General features: G+C 74.3%; 10 protein-coding genes. 3 read left to right on the top strand and 7 right to left on the bottom strand.

Translation table 11 applies throughout. The annotated features are described in order from the left end of the window. Positions 1 to 79 precede the first annotated feature (79 nt). Together LG396_RS16060 and LG396_RS16055 are read right to left on the bottom strand one after the other, a co-directional pair. Positions 80 to 2,392, bottom strand: coding sequence for an ATP-binding protein (locus LG396_RS16060; protein ID WP_225795299.1), 2,313 nt, complete (start codon positions 2,390 to 2,392; stop codon positions 80 to 82). Further along, positions 2,370 to 3,554 carry an acyltransferase family protein gene (locus LG396_RS16055; RefSeq protein WP_225795298.1) on the bottom strand — a complete coding sequence of 395 codons (1,185 nt, stop codon included), beginning with the start codon at positions 3,552 to 3,554 and terminating at the stop codon, positions 2,370 to 2,372. The genes LG396_RS16060 and LG396_RS16055 overlap by 23 nt, the downstream gene beginning before the upstream one ends. Before the next feature lie 169 nt (positions 3,555 to 3,723). Between LG396_RS16055 and LG396_RS16050 the strand changes: the two genes are divergently transcribed. Further along, a complete protein-coding gene (locus LG396_RS16050) occupies positions 3,724 to 5,010 on the top strand; it encodes an MFS transporter (RefSeq protein WP_225795297.1) in 1,287 nt (428 codons plus the stop codon). A 97-nt stretch (positions 5,011 to 5,107) separates the two neighbouring features. Here the strand turns inward: LG396_RS16050 and dgoD are convergent, their stop codons facing one another. Genes dgoD through LG396_RS16025 form a run of 5 tightly spaced genes read right to left on the bottom strand, consistent with a single transcriptional unit; the run spans position 5,108 to position 11,456 of the window. Continuing rightward, positions 5,108 to 6,256 carry a galactonate dehydratase gene (gene dgoD / locus LG396_RS16045; protein ID WP_100298327.1) on the bottom strand — a complete coding sequence of 383 codons (1,149 nt, stop codon included), beginning with the start codon at positions 6,254 to 6,256 and terminating at the stop codon, positions 5,108 to 5,110. A 3-nt stretch (positions 6,257 to 6,259) separates the two neighbouring features. Next, the gene (locus LG396_RS16040; protein WP_225795296.1) at positions 6,260 to 7,180 is read right to left on the bottom strand and encodes a carbohydrate ABC transporter permease; all 921 of its coding nucleotides are present in this window, start codon (positions 7,178 to 7,180) and stop codon (positions 6,260 to 6,262) included. After that, on the bottom strand, positions 7,177 to 8,118 hold the full coding sequence (locus LG396_RS16035; protein WP_225795295.1) for a carbohydrate ABC transporter permease: 942 nt from the start codon (positions 8,116 to 8,118) through the stop codon (positions 7,177 to 7,179). Before LG396_RS16035 ends, LG396_RS16040 begins: the two co-directional genes overlap by 4 nt. Next, the gene (locus tag LG396_RS16030; RefSeq protein WP_018836690.1) at positions 8,115 to 9,437 is read right to left on the bottom strand and encodes an ABC transporter substrate-binding protein; all 1,323 of its coding nucleotides are present in this window, start codon (positions 9,435 to 9,437) and stop codon (positions 8,115 to 8,117) included. Before LG396_RS16030 ends, LG396_RS16035 begins: the two co-directional genes overlap by 4 nt. Before the next feature lie 24 nt (positions 9,438 to 9,461). Further along, positions 9,462 to 11,456 carry a beta-galactosidase gene (locus LG396_RS16025; RefSeq protein ID WP_225795294.1) on the bottom strand — a complete coding sequence of 665 codons (1,995 nt, stop codon included), beginning with the start codon at positions 11,454 to 11,456 and terminating at the stop codon, positions 9,462 to 9,464. A 102-nt stretch (positions 11,457 to 11,558) separates the two neighbouring features. Between LG396_RS16025 and LG396_RS16020 the strand changes: the two genes are divergently transcribed. After that, positions 11,559 to 12,350 (top strand): SDR family NAD(P)-dependent oxidoreductase, encoded by a 792-nt coding sequence (locus LG396_RS16020; protein WP_225795293.1) that lies wholly within the window; start codon positions 11,559 to 11,561, stop codon positions 12,348 to 12,350. A 66-nt stretch (positions 12,351 to 12,416) separates the two neighbouring features. After that, positions 12,417 to 13,211, top strand: coding sequence for a FadR/GntR family transcriptional regulator (locus tag LG396_RS16015; protein WP_225795292.1), 795 nt, complete (start codon positions 12,417 to 12,419; stop codon positions 13,209 to 13,211). Positions 13,212 to 13,290: the final 79 nt, after the last annotated feature.

Below are 13,290 nucleotides of genomic sequence, written 5' to 3'. Positions count from 1 at the left end.
CACTCCGTACGGCCGCCGGGCCGTTCCGTACGGCCTGCCCGCCGGCGCGGACCGTCCCGTACGGACCCGGGCGCGCGCCTCAGTCCGCGCGCGCCTCCAGGGGGCCGGAGAGGACGGCCGGGATCTGGGAGCGCGAGGTGAAGCCGAACTTCGCGAGGATGTGCTCCACGTGCGCGTCCACCGTGCGCTTGGAGATCACCAGCTTCTCGGCGATCTCCCGGTTCGTCAGCCCCCTGGCCACCAGCGCCGCCACCTGCCGCTGCCGCGGCGTGAGTCCGTCGCCCGGGCCCGGCGGCTGCGCCGGGACCGCGGGGGCGGCCGGGGCCGCCTCGTCGGCGAGCGCCAGGGCCACGGCGGCGTCGGTGGGCAGCCGGCCGCCCTCGCGGAACGCGGTGTCGTAGCCGTCGTTGCCCAGTGCCTCGCGCGCAGCGTCCGCCGCGCCGCCGTGCAGGTCGTGCAGGACGGAGATGCCGAACCTGGCCTCCTTGACCGCCCGCCGCCACAGCGCGTCCGCCGCGCCCTGCAGCGCGGCCACCCGCTCGAAGTGCCGCAGCTCCGCCGCGCGCCAGGCGAAGCCCTCCAGGAAGTGCGCGACGCCCATCAGGTCGTGCAGCACCGCCTTGGCGCGGATGCCCTGCCGGGCGCAGTCGATGCTCTCCAGGTGCTCGCCCTTGAGCCACAGGCCGATGCTCTTCACCCACAGCGCCCAGCCCCGCGACCACAGTTCTGCGGGGGTGTCCGCGTTGCGCCGGAGCGAGTCCTCGCTGAGCGCGATGCCCTCGCCCGTACCGCCGTTGAGGACGTGGAAGAAGCCCGCGATGAAGCCGCTCATCAGCAGCCCGGTCTCGTCGCCCTGCTCGGCCATCTCCCGCCGGGCCGCCTCGAAGCCCTCGGCGACGCCTTCGGCGCGGCCGCGGAAGTAGCGGGAGTGGTGGCGGAAGGTGCGCGTCCAGGCGAGACCCCTGCGGTCGTCGATGCGCAGCGCCACGGCCTCGGCCTCGTCCAGCAGCGCGAAGGTGTCGCCGCGCTCGCCCTGCATGTCCATGAACCAGCAGGTCAGCCAGAGCGCCCTGACGCGCTCCGCGCGGTCCTCCGGGCAGCGGTCGAGGGCGCGGCGCAGCCAGTAGCGCCCCTCGGTGAGCAGCCCGGTGCAGTGCCAGTAGCCCCAGAGCATCGTGGCCATCTTCAGGCCCGCGGAGCCGTCGTCCGGGTCGGCGACGCAGAACTCCAGCGCGACCCGTACGTCGGCCTGGTCGCGCACCATCTGCCGCAGCAGCAGCGCCTGCCGGTCGCCGGTCCACTCGGCGTCGAACAGCCGGGCCCGGCGCAGGAAGTGGTCGCGGTGCCGGCGCCGGGTCTGCTCGGCCTCCGGGCCGGGGCCGAGCTGTTCCAGGCCGAACTCCCGGATGGTGTCGAGCATCCGGTAGCGGGTGCCGTCCTCGGACTCCACCCGCAGCACCACCGACTTCTCCACCAGCCCGATCAACGCGTCGAGGACGCCCTCGACGGGCAGCGCCCCTTCCGCACCGACCGCCTCGGCGACGTCGAGGCTGAACTCCCCGGCGCACACGGCGAGCCGGGACCACAGCAGCCGCTCGGACTCGGTGGACAGCTCGTAGCTCCAGCCGATGGTCGTACGCAGCGTCTGGTGCCGCGGCACCGCGGTCCGCCGGCCCCCGGTGAGCAACTGGAAGCGGTGGTCGAGCCGGTTCAGCATCTCCTCGGGGGAGAGCACCCGCAGCCGGCTGACCGCCAGCTCGATGGCCAGCGGGATGCCGTCGAGGCGGCGGCAGAGTGCGAGGACGTCGGCGCGGTTGTCGTCGTCGACGGCGAAGCCGGGCACGGCTGCCGCGGCCCGGTCGGTGAACAGCTGCAGCGCGTCGTCCGAGGGGCCGGAGTCCGCGACGGCCAGCGGCGGGATCGGCAGGATGTGCTCGCCGGCGACGTCCAGGGGCTGCCGGCTGGTGGCGACGACGTGCAGCTGCGGCGCGGCCCGCAGCAGGTCCTCGGCGAGCACGGCGCAGGCGTCGACCAGGTGCTCGCAGGTGTCCAGGATGAGCAGCGCCGACTTGTCCTTGAGGTACGCGGCGAGCGCGTCCTGCGCCGGCAGCGCGGTCTGCTCCGGCAGGTCGAGCGCGGCGGCGACGGTGTTGGGCAGCAGGCGCGGGTCCGCGAGGGCGGACAGCGGCACGAGGGTGACCCCGTCGGGGAAGCGGGCGCGCAGCCGGTGCGCGCCGCGCACGGCGGTGCGGGTCTTGCCGACTCCGCCGGGCCCGGTGAGCGTCACCATCCGGGCCTGCCGCAGACATGCGTCGAGCAGCGCGAGCTCCTGCCGGCGGCCGACGAAGCTGGTGGCTTCGGCGGGCAGCTCACCGGCGCTGCGGTTCCTCATCGTGGTCCCCCGGAGGTCGGTGACCGGCTGGCGGCGTACGACCGGCGGTCGTACAACCGACGACGGTAAGGGGCGCGGGGGCGGAGGCCGGAGCGGGATCGCGGGATTCAACCGAACGGGGGGCGCGAGACGGCACCATGCCCGCCGGGCGGAAGAGCGGCGCGAGCCGCGGCTCGACCGCCCAGCGCAGCGCCCGGCGCACGGGCGGCGTGCACAACAGGGCCATGCCCGCGGCGGCGGCCAGGGTGACGGCGGGCGGCCCGGCGGGCGTGGCCAGCCAGGCGGGCTCGTACCAGCCGCCGTAGCGGGCCCCTTGGGTGACGAAGGCGTGCAGCAGGTAGCCGTAGAGCGTGCCCGCGCCCAGCACGGTCCACCACAGGCGCCGCTCCGGCACCCAGGCGAGGAACGCCGCGACCAGCAGCAGCGAGCAGCAGAACAGCACGGGCGCGGCGAGCAGGCCGAAGCCGCCGGAGTGGCCGATCTCCTGGGCGGCGGTGCTGCGGTAGAGCCAGCGCCGGTCGGTGTGCGGGCCGAGGAGGTACGCGGCCACCGGCGCGGCGAGGAGCACCGGGGCGGCCAGGAGCCGCGCCTCGCGCCGCCGCAGCAGCCGCAGCCGGGCCGGGTCGCACGTCAGCCCGAGGACGAAGAACGGCAGGAGCTGCAGGACGCGTTGCAGCTCCAGGTCGTTGCCGATGTCGGGGGTGGCGGTGGCGAGCGCCGCGACGGCCAGGGCGACCGGCAGCGGCCGGCGCAGCGCCGTCCACATGGGCACGGTCAGCCGCCAGACGAACAGCGCGAGCAGGAACCAGGTCACGCCCCAGGGGTCGAGCGGGCTGAGGGGGCTCTGGTTGCCGCCGGCCGCGCGGCCGAAGAGCGTGTACGCCGTCTCGAAGACCAGGTACGGCACCAGCAGGCCGGTGATCAGCCCCCGGGCCCGCCGCGGCGAGCCGTCCTGGCCGCGGGAGAAGTAGCCGGAGATCAGCACGAACGCGGGCATGTGGAAGGCGTAGACGGTCTCGTACGCCGCGGCGACCGCCCGGCTGCCGTCCACCAGCGGCTCCCAGGCGTGCCCGCACGCGACGAGCACCACCGCCAGGAACTTGGCGTTGTCGAAGTACGGGTCCCGGGACGTGCCGGGGCTGTCCCTGTCTTTGCCGGTCACCGCTCTTCCCTATCATGCCGATGGGAATACTGGGGAAACTGACGCGGCCCCGGCGCCGCGCACTCCCGGGCTCCTCCGGCCCGCGCCCCCGACTCCCCGGCGCCCACCCGCACTTCAGCCCGCGCGGACGATCTCGTACAGTGTCGGCCGACCCTGCCGAGGAGCGCGCATGACGGCCGACGCCCGCCGCACGGACCCCGCCCTCGGCGTCCCCGCACCCGCGGCCGGCCGGCCGCCGGGCGGCTCGCGGCGCTGGATGTGGCTCGCCGCCTGGCCTGTCGTCGCCGCGCTCGCCCTGTCCAACGAGCCCGCGCCGCTGTACGTGCTGTGGCAGGGCAGGTTCGGCTTCTCCGCCGCCACGGTCACGCTGATCTACGCCGCCTACATCGGCGGCCTGCTCGTCACCCTGACGTTCGCCGGCACCCTCGCCGACCGGTACGGCCGCAAGCCGGTGCTGCTGCCGGGGCTGGCGCTGTCGCTCACCGCCGCCGTGCTCTTCGCCACCGCCGAGTCGGTCGCCGTGCTGGGGGTGGCGCGGCTGCTCAGCGGGTTCGCGGTGGGCGCGGTGCTGGCGGCGGGGATGGCGGCGGTGGCCGACCTCGCGCCGCCGGGGCAGAAGCAGTTCGGCGGGCTGGTCGCGTCCGCGTCGATGGTCGGCGGGGCGGCGCTGGGGCCGATGCTCGCCGGGGTGCTGTCGGAGGCGCTGCCGCATCCCACGAGGCTGGTCTTCGTCGTGCAGGCGGGGCTGCTGCTGGTCGCGCTGGCGGTGGTGGTGCGGATGCCGCTGGCCCGGCCGGGGGAGCACCCGGGCGGGGCGGCGGACGCGGAGCCGGGCGGCGGGGGCGCCGCGGAGCCGGCGTCCCGGCGTGCACGCCGGCTCGTGCGCATCCCCTCCGTCCCCCGCCCGCACCGCCGCACACTGCTGCTCAGCCTCGCCGTCCTGGCCCCGGGCATGACCGCCACCGGCTTCGTGCTCTCCCTCGGCCCCTCCCTGCTGGCCGACCTGCTGGACAGCGACAACCGCGCGCTCGCCGGGGGCATGATCTTCCTGCTCTTCGCGGCGGCGACCGGCGTGCAGTTCGCGGTGCGGACCCTGCGGGTACGCGTCCTCTTCGCGCTCGGCGCCGCACTGACGACCGCGGGCATGGCGGCGCTGGTGGTGGCCACCGCCGTGACCTCCGTGCCGCTGCTGCTCGCCGCGGCCGTGCTCGCCGGGCTCGGCCAGGGCAGCGCGCAGCTCGCCGGGCTCAGCACCCTCAGCTCCCGCATATCCGCCACCCGGCTCGCCGAGGCCAACGCGGCGCTCACCGGCGGCGGTTACCTGATGGCCGGGGTGCTGCCGGTCGCCGCCGGGTACCTCAGCGACGCGGTGGGGCTGACGGCGGGCACCACGGCGTTCGGCATCGCCGTCGCGGTGCTGGTGACGGCGGGCGCGGTGGCGGCGACCCGCCGCTGAGCCGCCGCCTCCGCCCGGCAGCCCGCCGCGGGCCGCGGCGCGTCACGGCCCGCACGGCGTCTTTGCCCCGTCGCGTCCTGGTCCCGCCCCCGGCCCGTCACCACTCCGCGTACGATCCGTCCGGGTGCCGCCACACCGGGTTGTGCCAGTCGGCCGCCGTGCCGTCCGCCTCCCGTACCGCCCGCTCGTCGATCTCCACGCCCAGCCCGGGGCCGGTCGGCCGCAGCAGGTGCCCGGCGTGGAAGCGGAAGACCTCCGGGTCCGCGACGTAGTCGAGGAGTTCGGCGCCGGTGTTGTAGTGGATGCCGATCGACTGCTCCTGGATGAGGAAGTTCGGCGTGCAGAACGCGAGTTGCAGGCTCGCGGCCAGCGCCAGCGGCCCCAGCGGGCAGTGCGGCGCGACCGGCACGTCGAACGTCTCGGCCAGCGAGGCGATCCGCCGGCACTCCGAGATCCCGCCGGCGTGCGAGAGGTCCGGCTGCAGCACCGCGACGCCCGCCCGCAGCGCCGGCAGCATCTCGCCGCGCGAGAACAGCCGCTCGCCGGTCGCCACCGGCAGCGTCGTCGAGCCGGTGACCCGCTCCAGCAGATGCGTGTGCTCGGGAAGCACCGGCTCCTCCACGAACATCGGCCCGTACGGCTCCAGCACCCCGATCGCCCGGATCGCGCCGGCCGCCGAGAAGCGCCCGTGGAAGTCGACGGCGAAGTCCCGCTCCGGGCCGAGCGCGTCGCGGGCGGCCTCCGCGCGGGCGGCGACCCGGTGCAGCTCCGCGACGTCCGGGAGCCGGTCCATCCGCCCCGAGCCGTTCATCTTCACCGCCGTGAAGCCCGCCTCCACCTGCGCGGTGACCTGGTCGTGCACCTCGCCGGGCTCGTCGCCGCCGACCCAGCAGTACGCGCGGGCGCGCTCGCGCACCGGGCCGCCGAGCAACTGGTGCACGGGCGCGCCGAACGCCTTGCCCGCGAGGTCCCACAGCGCCTGGTCGAGGCCGGCGACGGCGGAGGAGAGCACGGGGCCGCCGCGGTAGAAGGACCCCTTGGTCATGAGCTGCCAGTGGTCCTCGATCCGCAGCGGGTCGGCCCCCAGGAGGAACTGCTCGGCGAGTTCGCGGACGGCCGCGCGGACGGTCGCCGCACGGCCCTCCACGACGGGCTCGCCCCAGCCCACGAGGCCGTCGTCCGTCTCGATCCGGCAGAACAGCCAGCGCGGCGGCACGGCGAAGGTCTCGACCCGGGTGATCTTCAACTGCTACTCCTTGACGCTGCCCTCGGTCAGCCCGGTCTGCCAGAAGCGCTGGAGGACGAGCATCGCGACGGCCAGGGGGATGACGGACACGAAGGCTCCGCCGATGGTGTACTGCGTGAGTTCGGGCACCCGGTCCGCGGCCTGCTGCCAGGTGACCAGCCCGAGGGTGATGGGGTACTTCCGGTCGTCGGAGAGCATTACCAACGGCAGGAAGTAGTTGTTCCAGATGTGCACGAACTGGAAGAGGAAGACGGTCACCAGCGCGGGGGTCATGATCCGCAGCACCAGCGAGAAGAAGATCCGCGCCTCGCCCGCGCCGTCCACGCGCGCCGCCTCCAGCACCGTGTCGGGCACCGCCGCCTCCGCGTAGATGCGGCACAGGTAGACGCCGAACGGGCTGACGACGCTGGGTATCAGGACGCCCCAGTAGGTGTTGGTCAGCTCCAGCTTGCTGAACATCAGGTACAGCGGCAGCGCCAGTGCCGTCGAGGGCAGCAGCACGCCGGCGAGGACGAACTTGAACACCGCCTCCCGGCCCGCGAAGCGGTACTTGGCGAGCGCGTAGCCGGCCGCGGCGGACAGGAGCGTCGCCAGCACCGCGCCGACGCCCGCGTACAGCAGGGAGTTCAGCGTCCAGCGCAGGTAGACGTGCCCGTCGTAGCTGAAGACGCGGCTCAGGTTGTCCCACAGCCGCGGGTCGTCGAACCACAGTCCGAAGGAGCCGTAGAGGCTGTCGTTCGACTTGGTGGCCGCGACCACCAGCCAGTAGACCGGCAGCAGGAAGTACAGCGCGGCCACCGTGAGCACGGCCACGAGGACGATGCGGCCGGGGCGCGGCGCCCTGCGCCGCCGCGGTGCGGGCGCGGCGGGCGGCTGCGCGGCCGCCTCGCTGCCGGTCGTGGTTCTGGTACTCGTGGCGCTCACCGCTCGCTCCTTTGCTTGCGGGTGACGAGGCTGAGGAACCCGAACGACAGCGCCATGGCGACGACGGCGAGGATGACCGACTTGGCCGCCGCCAGATACAGGTTGGCGTTCGCGAACGCGTCGAAGTACGCGCTGAGGTTGGGGGTGTAGTCGGTGGTGACGGCCGGGGCGACCTTCTTCAGCACCAGCGGTTCCGCGAAGAGCTGCATCGTGCCGATGATCGAGAACACGGTGGTCAGCACGAGCGCCGGCCGCACCAGCGGGATCTTGATGTGCAGCGCCGTCTGCCACGGCCCGGCGCCGTCGACCCTGGCGGCCTCGTACAGCTCCTGCGGTACGGACTTGAGCTGGGCGACGATGATCAGCATGTTGTAGCCGGCGAACTGCCAGACCACGATGTTGGCGATCGACCACAGCACGTTGTCGTAGCCGAGGAAGTCCGGCTGGAAGCCGAGGTCGCCGAGTACGTCGGTGACCGGGCTGACCCCGGGCACGTACAGGAAGCCCCACAGGATGGTGGCGATCACCCCGGGGATGCCGTACGGCAGGAAGTACGTGGCCCGCAGCAGCCCCGCCCAGCGGTGGGAGACCTGGTCCAGCAGCAGCGCGAGCACCAGCGCGAGCAGCAGCATCACCGGCACCTGCACGAGGCCGAAGAGCAGCACCCGGCCGAAGCCGTCGACGAACGTCTCCTGCTGCAGGGCGAGGGAGTAGTTCTCGAAGCCGGCGAAGCCGACGGACGGCTCGCCCAGCCCCATGGGGCCGCTGCGCTCGACCTTCAGCATGCTCTGGTAGATGGCGTAGAAGACCGGCACCACCATCGCGAACAGGTACAGCGCGAGGAACGGGCCCAGGAACGCCCACGCCTTGCGGTCGGGGCGGCCGCGGCGCCTGCCGCGGGCTGCGGCCGTGCCGGAGGGTTTCACGGATGTGCTCATCGCGCGCTCCTCGCTTCGAGCCCCTTGGCCTTCAGGTCGTCCACGAACTTGCCCTCGGCGTCCTTGAGGGCGTCCGCGAGCGTGCCGTGGCCGGCCAGGACGCGGCCGAAGGCGTCCTGGACGTGCGCGTACGACTGCGTCGTCGTCGGCGCGAAGCGCCAGGAGGTGTCGACGTTGCGGTCGGAGAGCTGGAAGACCTCGTTGTAGCGCTGGCCGCCGAAGAACGGGTCGGGCTTGCCGAGCGCGGAGCCCGCCAGCTCGATCCGCGCCGCGGGCCAGCCGTAGCCCGCGGCGATCAGCAGGTCGATCGCCGCGGGGTCGGTGTTGAGCCAGTGCGCGAACTCCAGCGCCTCCACCGGGTGCCGGCTGCCCTGGAGGATCGCGGTGGCCGAGCCGCCCCAGTTGGAGGAGGCGTGTGCGCCGCGCTCCCACTGCGGCAGTTCTGCGACCCGCCACCTGCCCTCGGTGCGCGGCGCGTTGCCGCGGATCAGGGCGTCGTACCACTGCGCGCCCGGCCAGGTGGCGAGCCCGCCCGTCTGCAGGCCCTTGAAGAACGCCGACTGCGAGTCCTGGATGGGGGAGACGAGTCCGTCGGAGATCATCCCGTCCCAGAAGTCGGCGACTTCGAGCGATTCCGGGGACGTGAGGTCGACCACCCAGGTGTCGCCCTCGGTGGTCACCCAGCGGGCGCCGCGCTGCCAGGGCAGGGCGGCGAACCACTGGGCGTTGGCGGGCGGGAAGGCGGTGATGAGGGAGCCGCGCTTCTTGATCTTCACCGCGGCGGCCCGGTACTCGTCCCACGTGGCCGGGACCTCGACGTCCCACTTGTCGAAGAGGTCCTGGCGGTAGAAGAGCCCCATCGGGCCGGACGCCTGCGGGATCGCGTACGTCTTCCCGGCGAACACCCCCTGCTGCCACTGCCAGTCGACGTACGCGCCCTTCAGCTCGTCGGCGCCGTACTCGCTCAGGTTCGTCAGGCCGTTGACGAGCATGAACTCGGGCAGCGCGTAGTACTCCACCTGCGCCAGGTCGGGCGGGTCGCCCGCGGTGAGGGAGGAGTGCATCTTCTGGTAGCCGCCGGAGGTGTTCGCGGGCACCGTCTGCACGTCGACCCGGACGTCCGGGTTCTGCTTGTTCCACAGCGCCACGGCCTTCTGCAGCGGCACCCAGGTCCAGAAGGTCAGCGTGACCTTCTGCCCCGGCCTGCGCCTGGTCGCCGTGGTGGTGCGGGCCGCGCCGACCTTCTCGCCGCAGCCCGCCAGGGCGGGCGCGGCGGCGGCCGCGGCGCCCCATGCCAGGACTTTCCTTCGGGTGGGCATCCGACCTCCTTGTCAGAGTGCGCCTCAGTACTGAAGGACGACGACCCCGCGGGCGGGCAGGTCGACGGCCGGGACCGGCCCGGCCCCGGGGTCCGGGCCGTCGCCGGCCAGCGCCGACATCGGCTCGGGCAGGGTGACGGTCGCGGTGCTCGTACCGTGGTTGAGCAGGAACAGGAAGCGCCCGTCCGCGCCTTCGCGCACGGTGGCCTGCACGCCCGCCGGGAGCCCCGGGAGCACCGGCGCCACCCCGGCCCCGGCGCGCACCCGGTCCACCAGGGTGCGCATCTCCTGCGTCGGCAGCCGGGTGCCCGCGTACCAGGCGACCCCGTCCCCGTACGCGTGCCTGGTGAGCGCCGGCCGCCCGGCCAGCTCACCCGCGCCGAACTCCGCGACGGCCTCGGCGCCTTCGAGGTCGATCGCCTCGGACCACAGGTCGCCGCTGCCGGCCAGCGACCCGGTCAGCGGCAGGGTCCGGCCCTCCGCCAGCGGCCAGAACTCCTCCACCCGCAGCCCCAGCACCTCGCGCAGGGGCGCCGGGTAGCCGCCGAGGTGGACGCGGTCGCAGTCGTCGGAGATGCCGGTGAAGTACGAGACGAGCAGGTGGCCCCCGGCCCGTACGAACTCCGTCAGCCTGGCCCCCGTCTCCGCGCTCATCAGGTACAGGTTCGGCACCACCACGAGCCGGTACGCGGACAGGTCGCGGTCCGGCGGCACCACGTCGCACTCCACGCCGGCCTCGAAGAACGGCCGGTGGTGGCGGCGCAGCGTCTCGGCGAAGTCCAGGTCCCCGGACGGGTGCGAGTCCTGCTCCAGCGCCCACCAGCTGTGCCAGTCCGCGAGCAGCGCCACCTCCGGGCGCGAGCGCGCACCGGCGAGCTGCGGGACCGTGCCCAGCTCCCGCCCCAGCGCGCTGACCTCGCGGAAGATCCGGGTGTCGGTGCCGGCGTGCGGCACCATCGCCGAGTGGAACTTCTCGGCGCCGCCGGGGGTCGCCCGCCACTGGAAGTACAGCACCGCGTCCGCGCCCTGCGCCACGGCCTGCCAGCTCCACAGCCGCATCGTGCCGGGCGGCTTGGGGCTGTTGCGCGCCCGCCAGTTGACGGCGCTCGGCGCCTGCTCCATCAGCATCCAGGGGCGCCCGCCGCCCGCGGAGCGCGTCACGTCGAAGGCGAGGGCGGCGGTGAGGTGGGTTTCGGGGTCGTACGGGTCCTGGTAGAAGTCCAGCGCCTGCACGTCCTCGTGCGCCGCCCAGGAGTACGGGTCGACGGGCTTGTGCATCGGCATGTGGTTCGTGGTGACCGGCACGTCGGGGGTGATCCGGTGCAGCGCCTCCTTCTCGGCGAGGTAGCACTGCAGCAGCGCGTCGTCGCAGAAGCGGGCGTAGTCCAGTACCTGCGCCGGGTTGGGGAGCGTGGGAGTGGTGCGCGGCGGGAGCACCTGCTCGAAGGTGCCGTAGCGCTGCGACCAGAACGTGGTGGCCCAGGCGGCGTTGAGCGCCTCGACGCTGCCGTAGCGCTCGCGCAGCCAGCGGCGGAAGTCCGCGGCGGAGACGTCGCAGTAGCAGCGGGGGTTGGAGCAGCCGTACTCGTTGCCGATGTGCCAGCTGTCCAGGGCGGGATGGGTGCCGTAGCGGGTGGCCAGCTCGGTGACCAGGCGCACGGCGCGCTCGCGGTAGACCGGGCTGGAGGGGCAGAAGTGCTGGCGCGAGCCGGGCCACCTGCGTACGCCGTCGGCGTCCTGCGGCAGCACCTCGGGGTGCTGCTCGGTCAGCCACGGCGGCGGGGAGGCCGTCATGGTCGCCAGGCAGACGCGGATGCCGGCGCCGTGCAGGTCGTCCAGCACGCGGCCGAACCAGTCGAAGTCGTACTCACCGGGTGCCGGCTCGACCAGCGCCCAGGAGAAGATCCCGGCGGTGACCATGGAGACCCCGGCCTCCCGCATCAGCCGGATGTCCTCGGCCCTGACCTCCTCCGGCCAGTGCTCGGGGTTGTAGTCGCCGCCGAAGTGGATGCGCCCCACGCTGCTTCCGCCCCTCTTGCTCAATTCTTAAATTACGAATTAACCTTGCGGGGCAACGTAGAAGTGCCACGGCAGATCCGTCAACACCCGGAGCGCGATCTCGTGACAGCAGCCGGAGCCGTACAACTCCCCGACACCGCCCGCTTCGCCGGCCGCACCGCCGTCGTCACCGGCGCCGCCGCAGGCATCGGCGCCGCCACGGCCCGCCGGCTCGCCGCCGAGGGCGCCGCCGTCGTCGTCGCCGACATCGACGGCGGGCGGGCGGAGGCCGCGGCCGCGGAGATCCGCGCCGCCGGCGGCACGGCCGCCGCGGTCGCCGCGGACGTGGCCGGGGAGGAGGGCTGGGCCCGGATCCTGGCCGCCGCCGGGGACTTCGGGCCCGTCGGCGTCCTCGTCTCCAACGCCGTCGCCGTCGAGGTCGCCCCCGTACACGAGACCTCGCCCGACTCCTGGCGGCGCCAGGTCGACGTCGGGCTGACCGCCGCGTTCCTCGGCTTCCGCGCCTGCCTGCCCGGCCTGCGCGCCCAGGAGGGCGCCCCCGGCGCCGCCGTGCTGGTCTCGTCCGTGCACGCCAGGCACGGCATCCCCGGCCACCCCGCGTACGCCGCCGCCAAGGGCGGGCTGCTGTCGCTGGCCGGCCAGCTCGCCGTCGAGTACGGCCCGTCGGTGCGGGTGAACTCGGTGCTGCCGGGGCCGGTGCTCACCCGGCTGTGGGACCGCGTTCCCGAGGCGGACCGCAGGGCCAGCGCCGAGCAGACCGCCGCGGGGCGGCTGGGCGCGCCGGAGGAGGTGGCCGCCGCCGTCGCCTTCCTCGCCTCGCCGGAGGCGTCCTACGTCACCGGCACGAGCCTGGTCGTGGACGGCGGCTGGAGCGTCGTAAAGTCGTCCGCCTGAAGCGGGGAGCGCCGCACGGGGCGGCGGGGACAGGGGAGCAGGAACGTGAGGGAGGAGCGAGCGGCCATGTCGGGTTACGCCCGCCGCGGGGTGCACGGGCAGACGGTGGAGACACTCGCGCACCGCGTCCTCGGCGGCGAGATAGCCGAGGGCCAGACCCTCGACATCGCCGCCCTCCAGGCCGAACTGGGCGTCAGCCTCACCGCGTTGCGGGAGTCGCTGAAGGTGCTGGCGGCCAAGGGCCTCGTGGACGCCCGGCAGAAGCGCGGCACGTTCGTCCGGCCGCGTGCCGACTGGCACCTCCTCGACGCCGACGTGCTGCGCTGGCGCTTCGAGACCGCGGCCCGGCAGCAGGGCGACGGCGCCGCCGCGCGGTCCCGCCCTGTCGACGCCCCGCTGCTGCGCGACCTGGACGAGGTGCGCGGCATCGTCGAGCCGGCCGCGGTCCGGCTGGCGGCGGTGCGCCGCACCGCCGCGGACCTCACCGCGCTGGAGGCGGCCCTCGCGGCGATGGCCGGGGCGCGCGACGGCACGGCCGGGGCGGTGGCGGCGGACCTCGCGTTCCACCGCGCCCTGCTGGCGGCCTCGCACAACGAGCTGCTGGAGCGCATGGACCTGGTCATCGCCAGCGGACTGGCCGCCCGCGACAGCCTGGTGCACGGCCCCGGGCACCATCCGCGCGACCCGGTGCCGGGCCACCGCGCCGTGCTGGAGGCGATACGGGCCGGCGACCCGGACGCCGCGGAGTCGGCGATGCACGCGCTCCTCGCGCAGGCGGTGCGGGACCTCGCCGAACTGGCCGCGGCGCCCGCGGCGGAACCGGAGCCGGCGCCCGCGGCGGAACCGGCGGCCGGGGCGTAGCACTTCCGGCCGGTCCGTGGCGCGGGTCGGTCCAACCGGCTTGCGGCGACCGGCCGTACACCGGTGCCCGCACGAGCGC

The sequence above is a fragment of the Streptomyces aculeolatus genome (assembly GCF_020400605.1).
GTDB classification, from domain to species: Bacteria; Actinomycetota; Actinomycetes; order Streptomycetales; family Streptomycetaceae; genus Streptomyces; species Streptomyces aculeolatus.
Note: the sequence above shows the minus strand (reverse complement) of the source record. Positions and strands in the feature narration are given on the sequence as shown.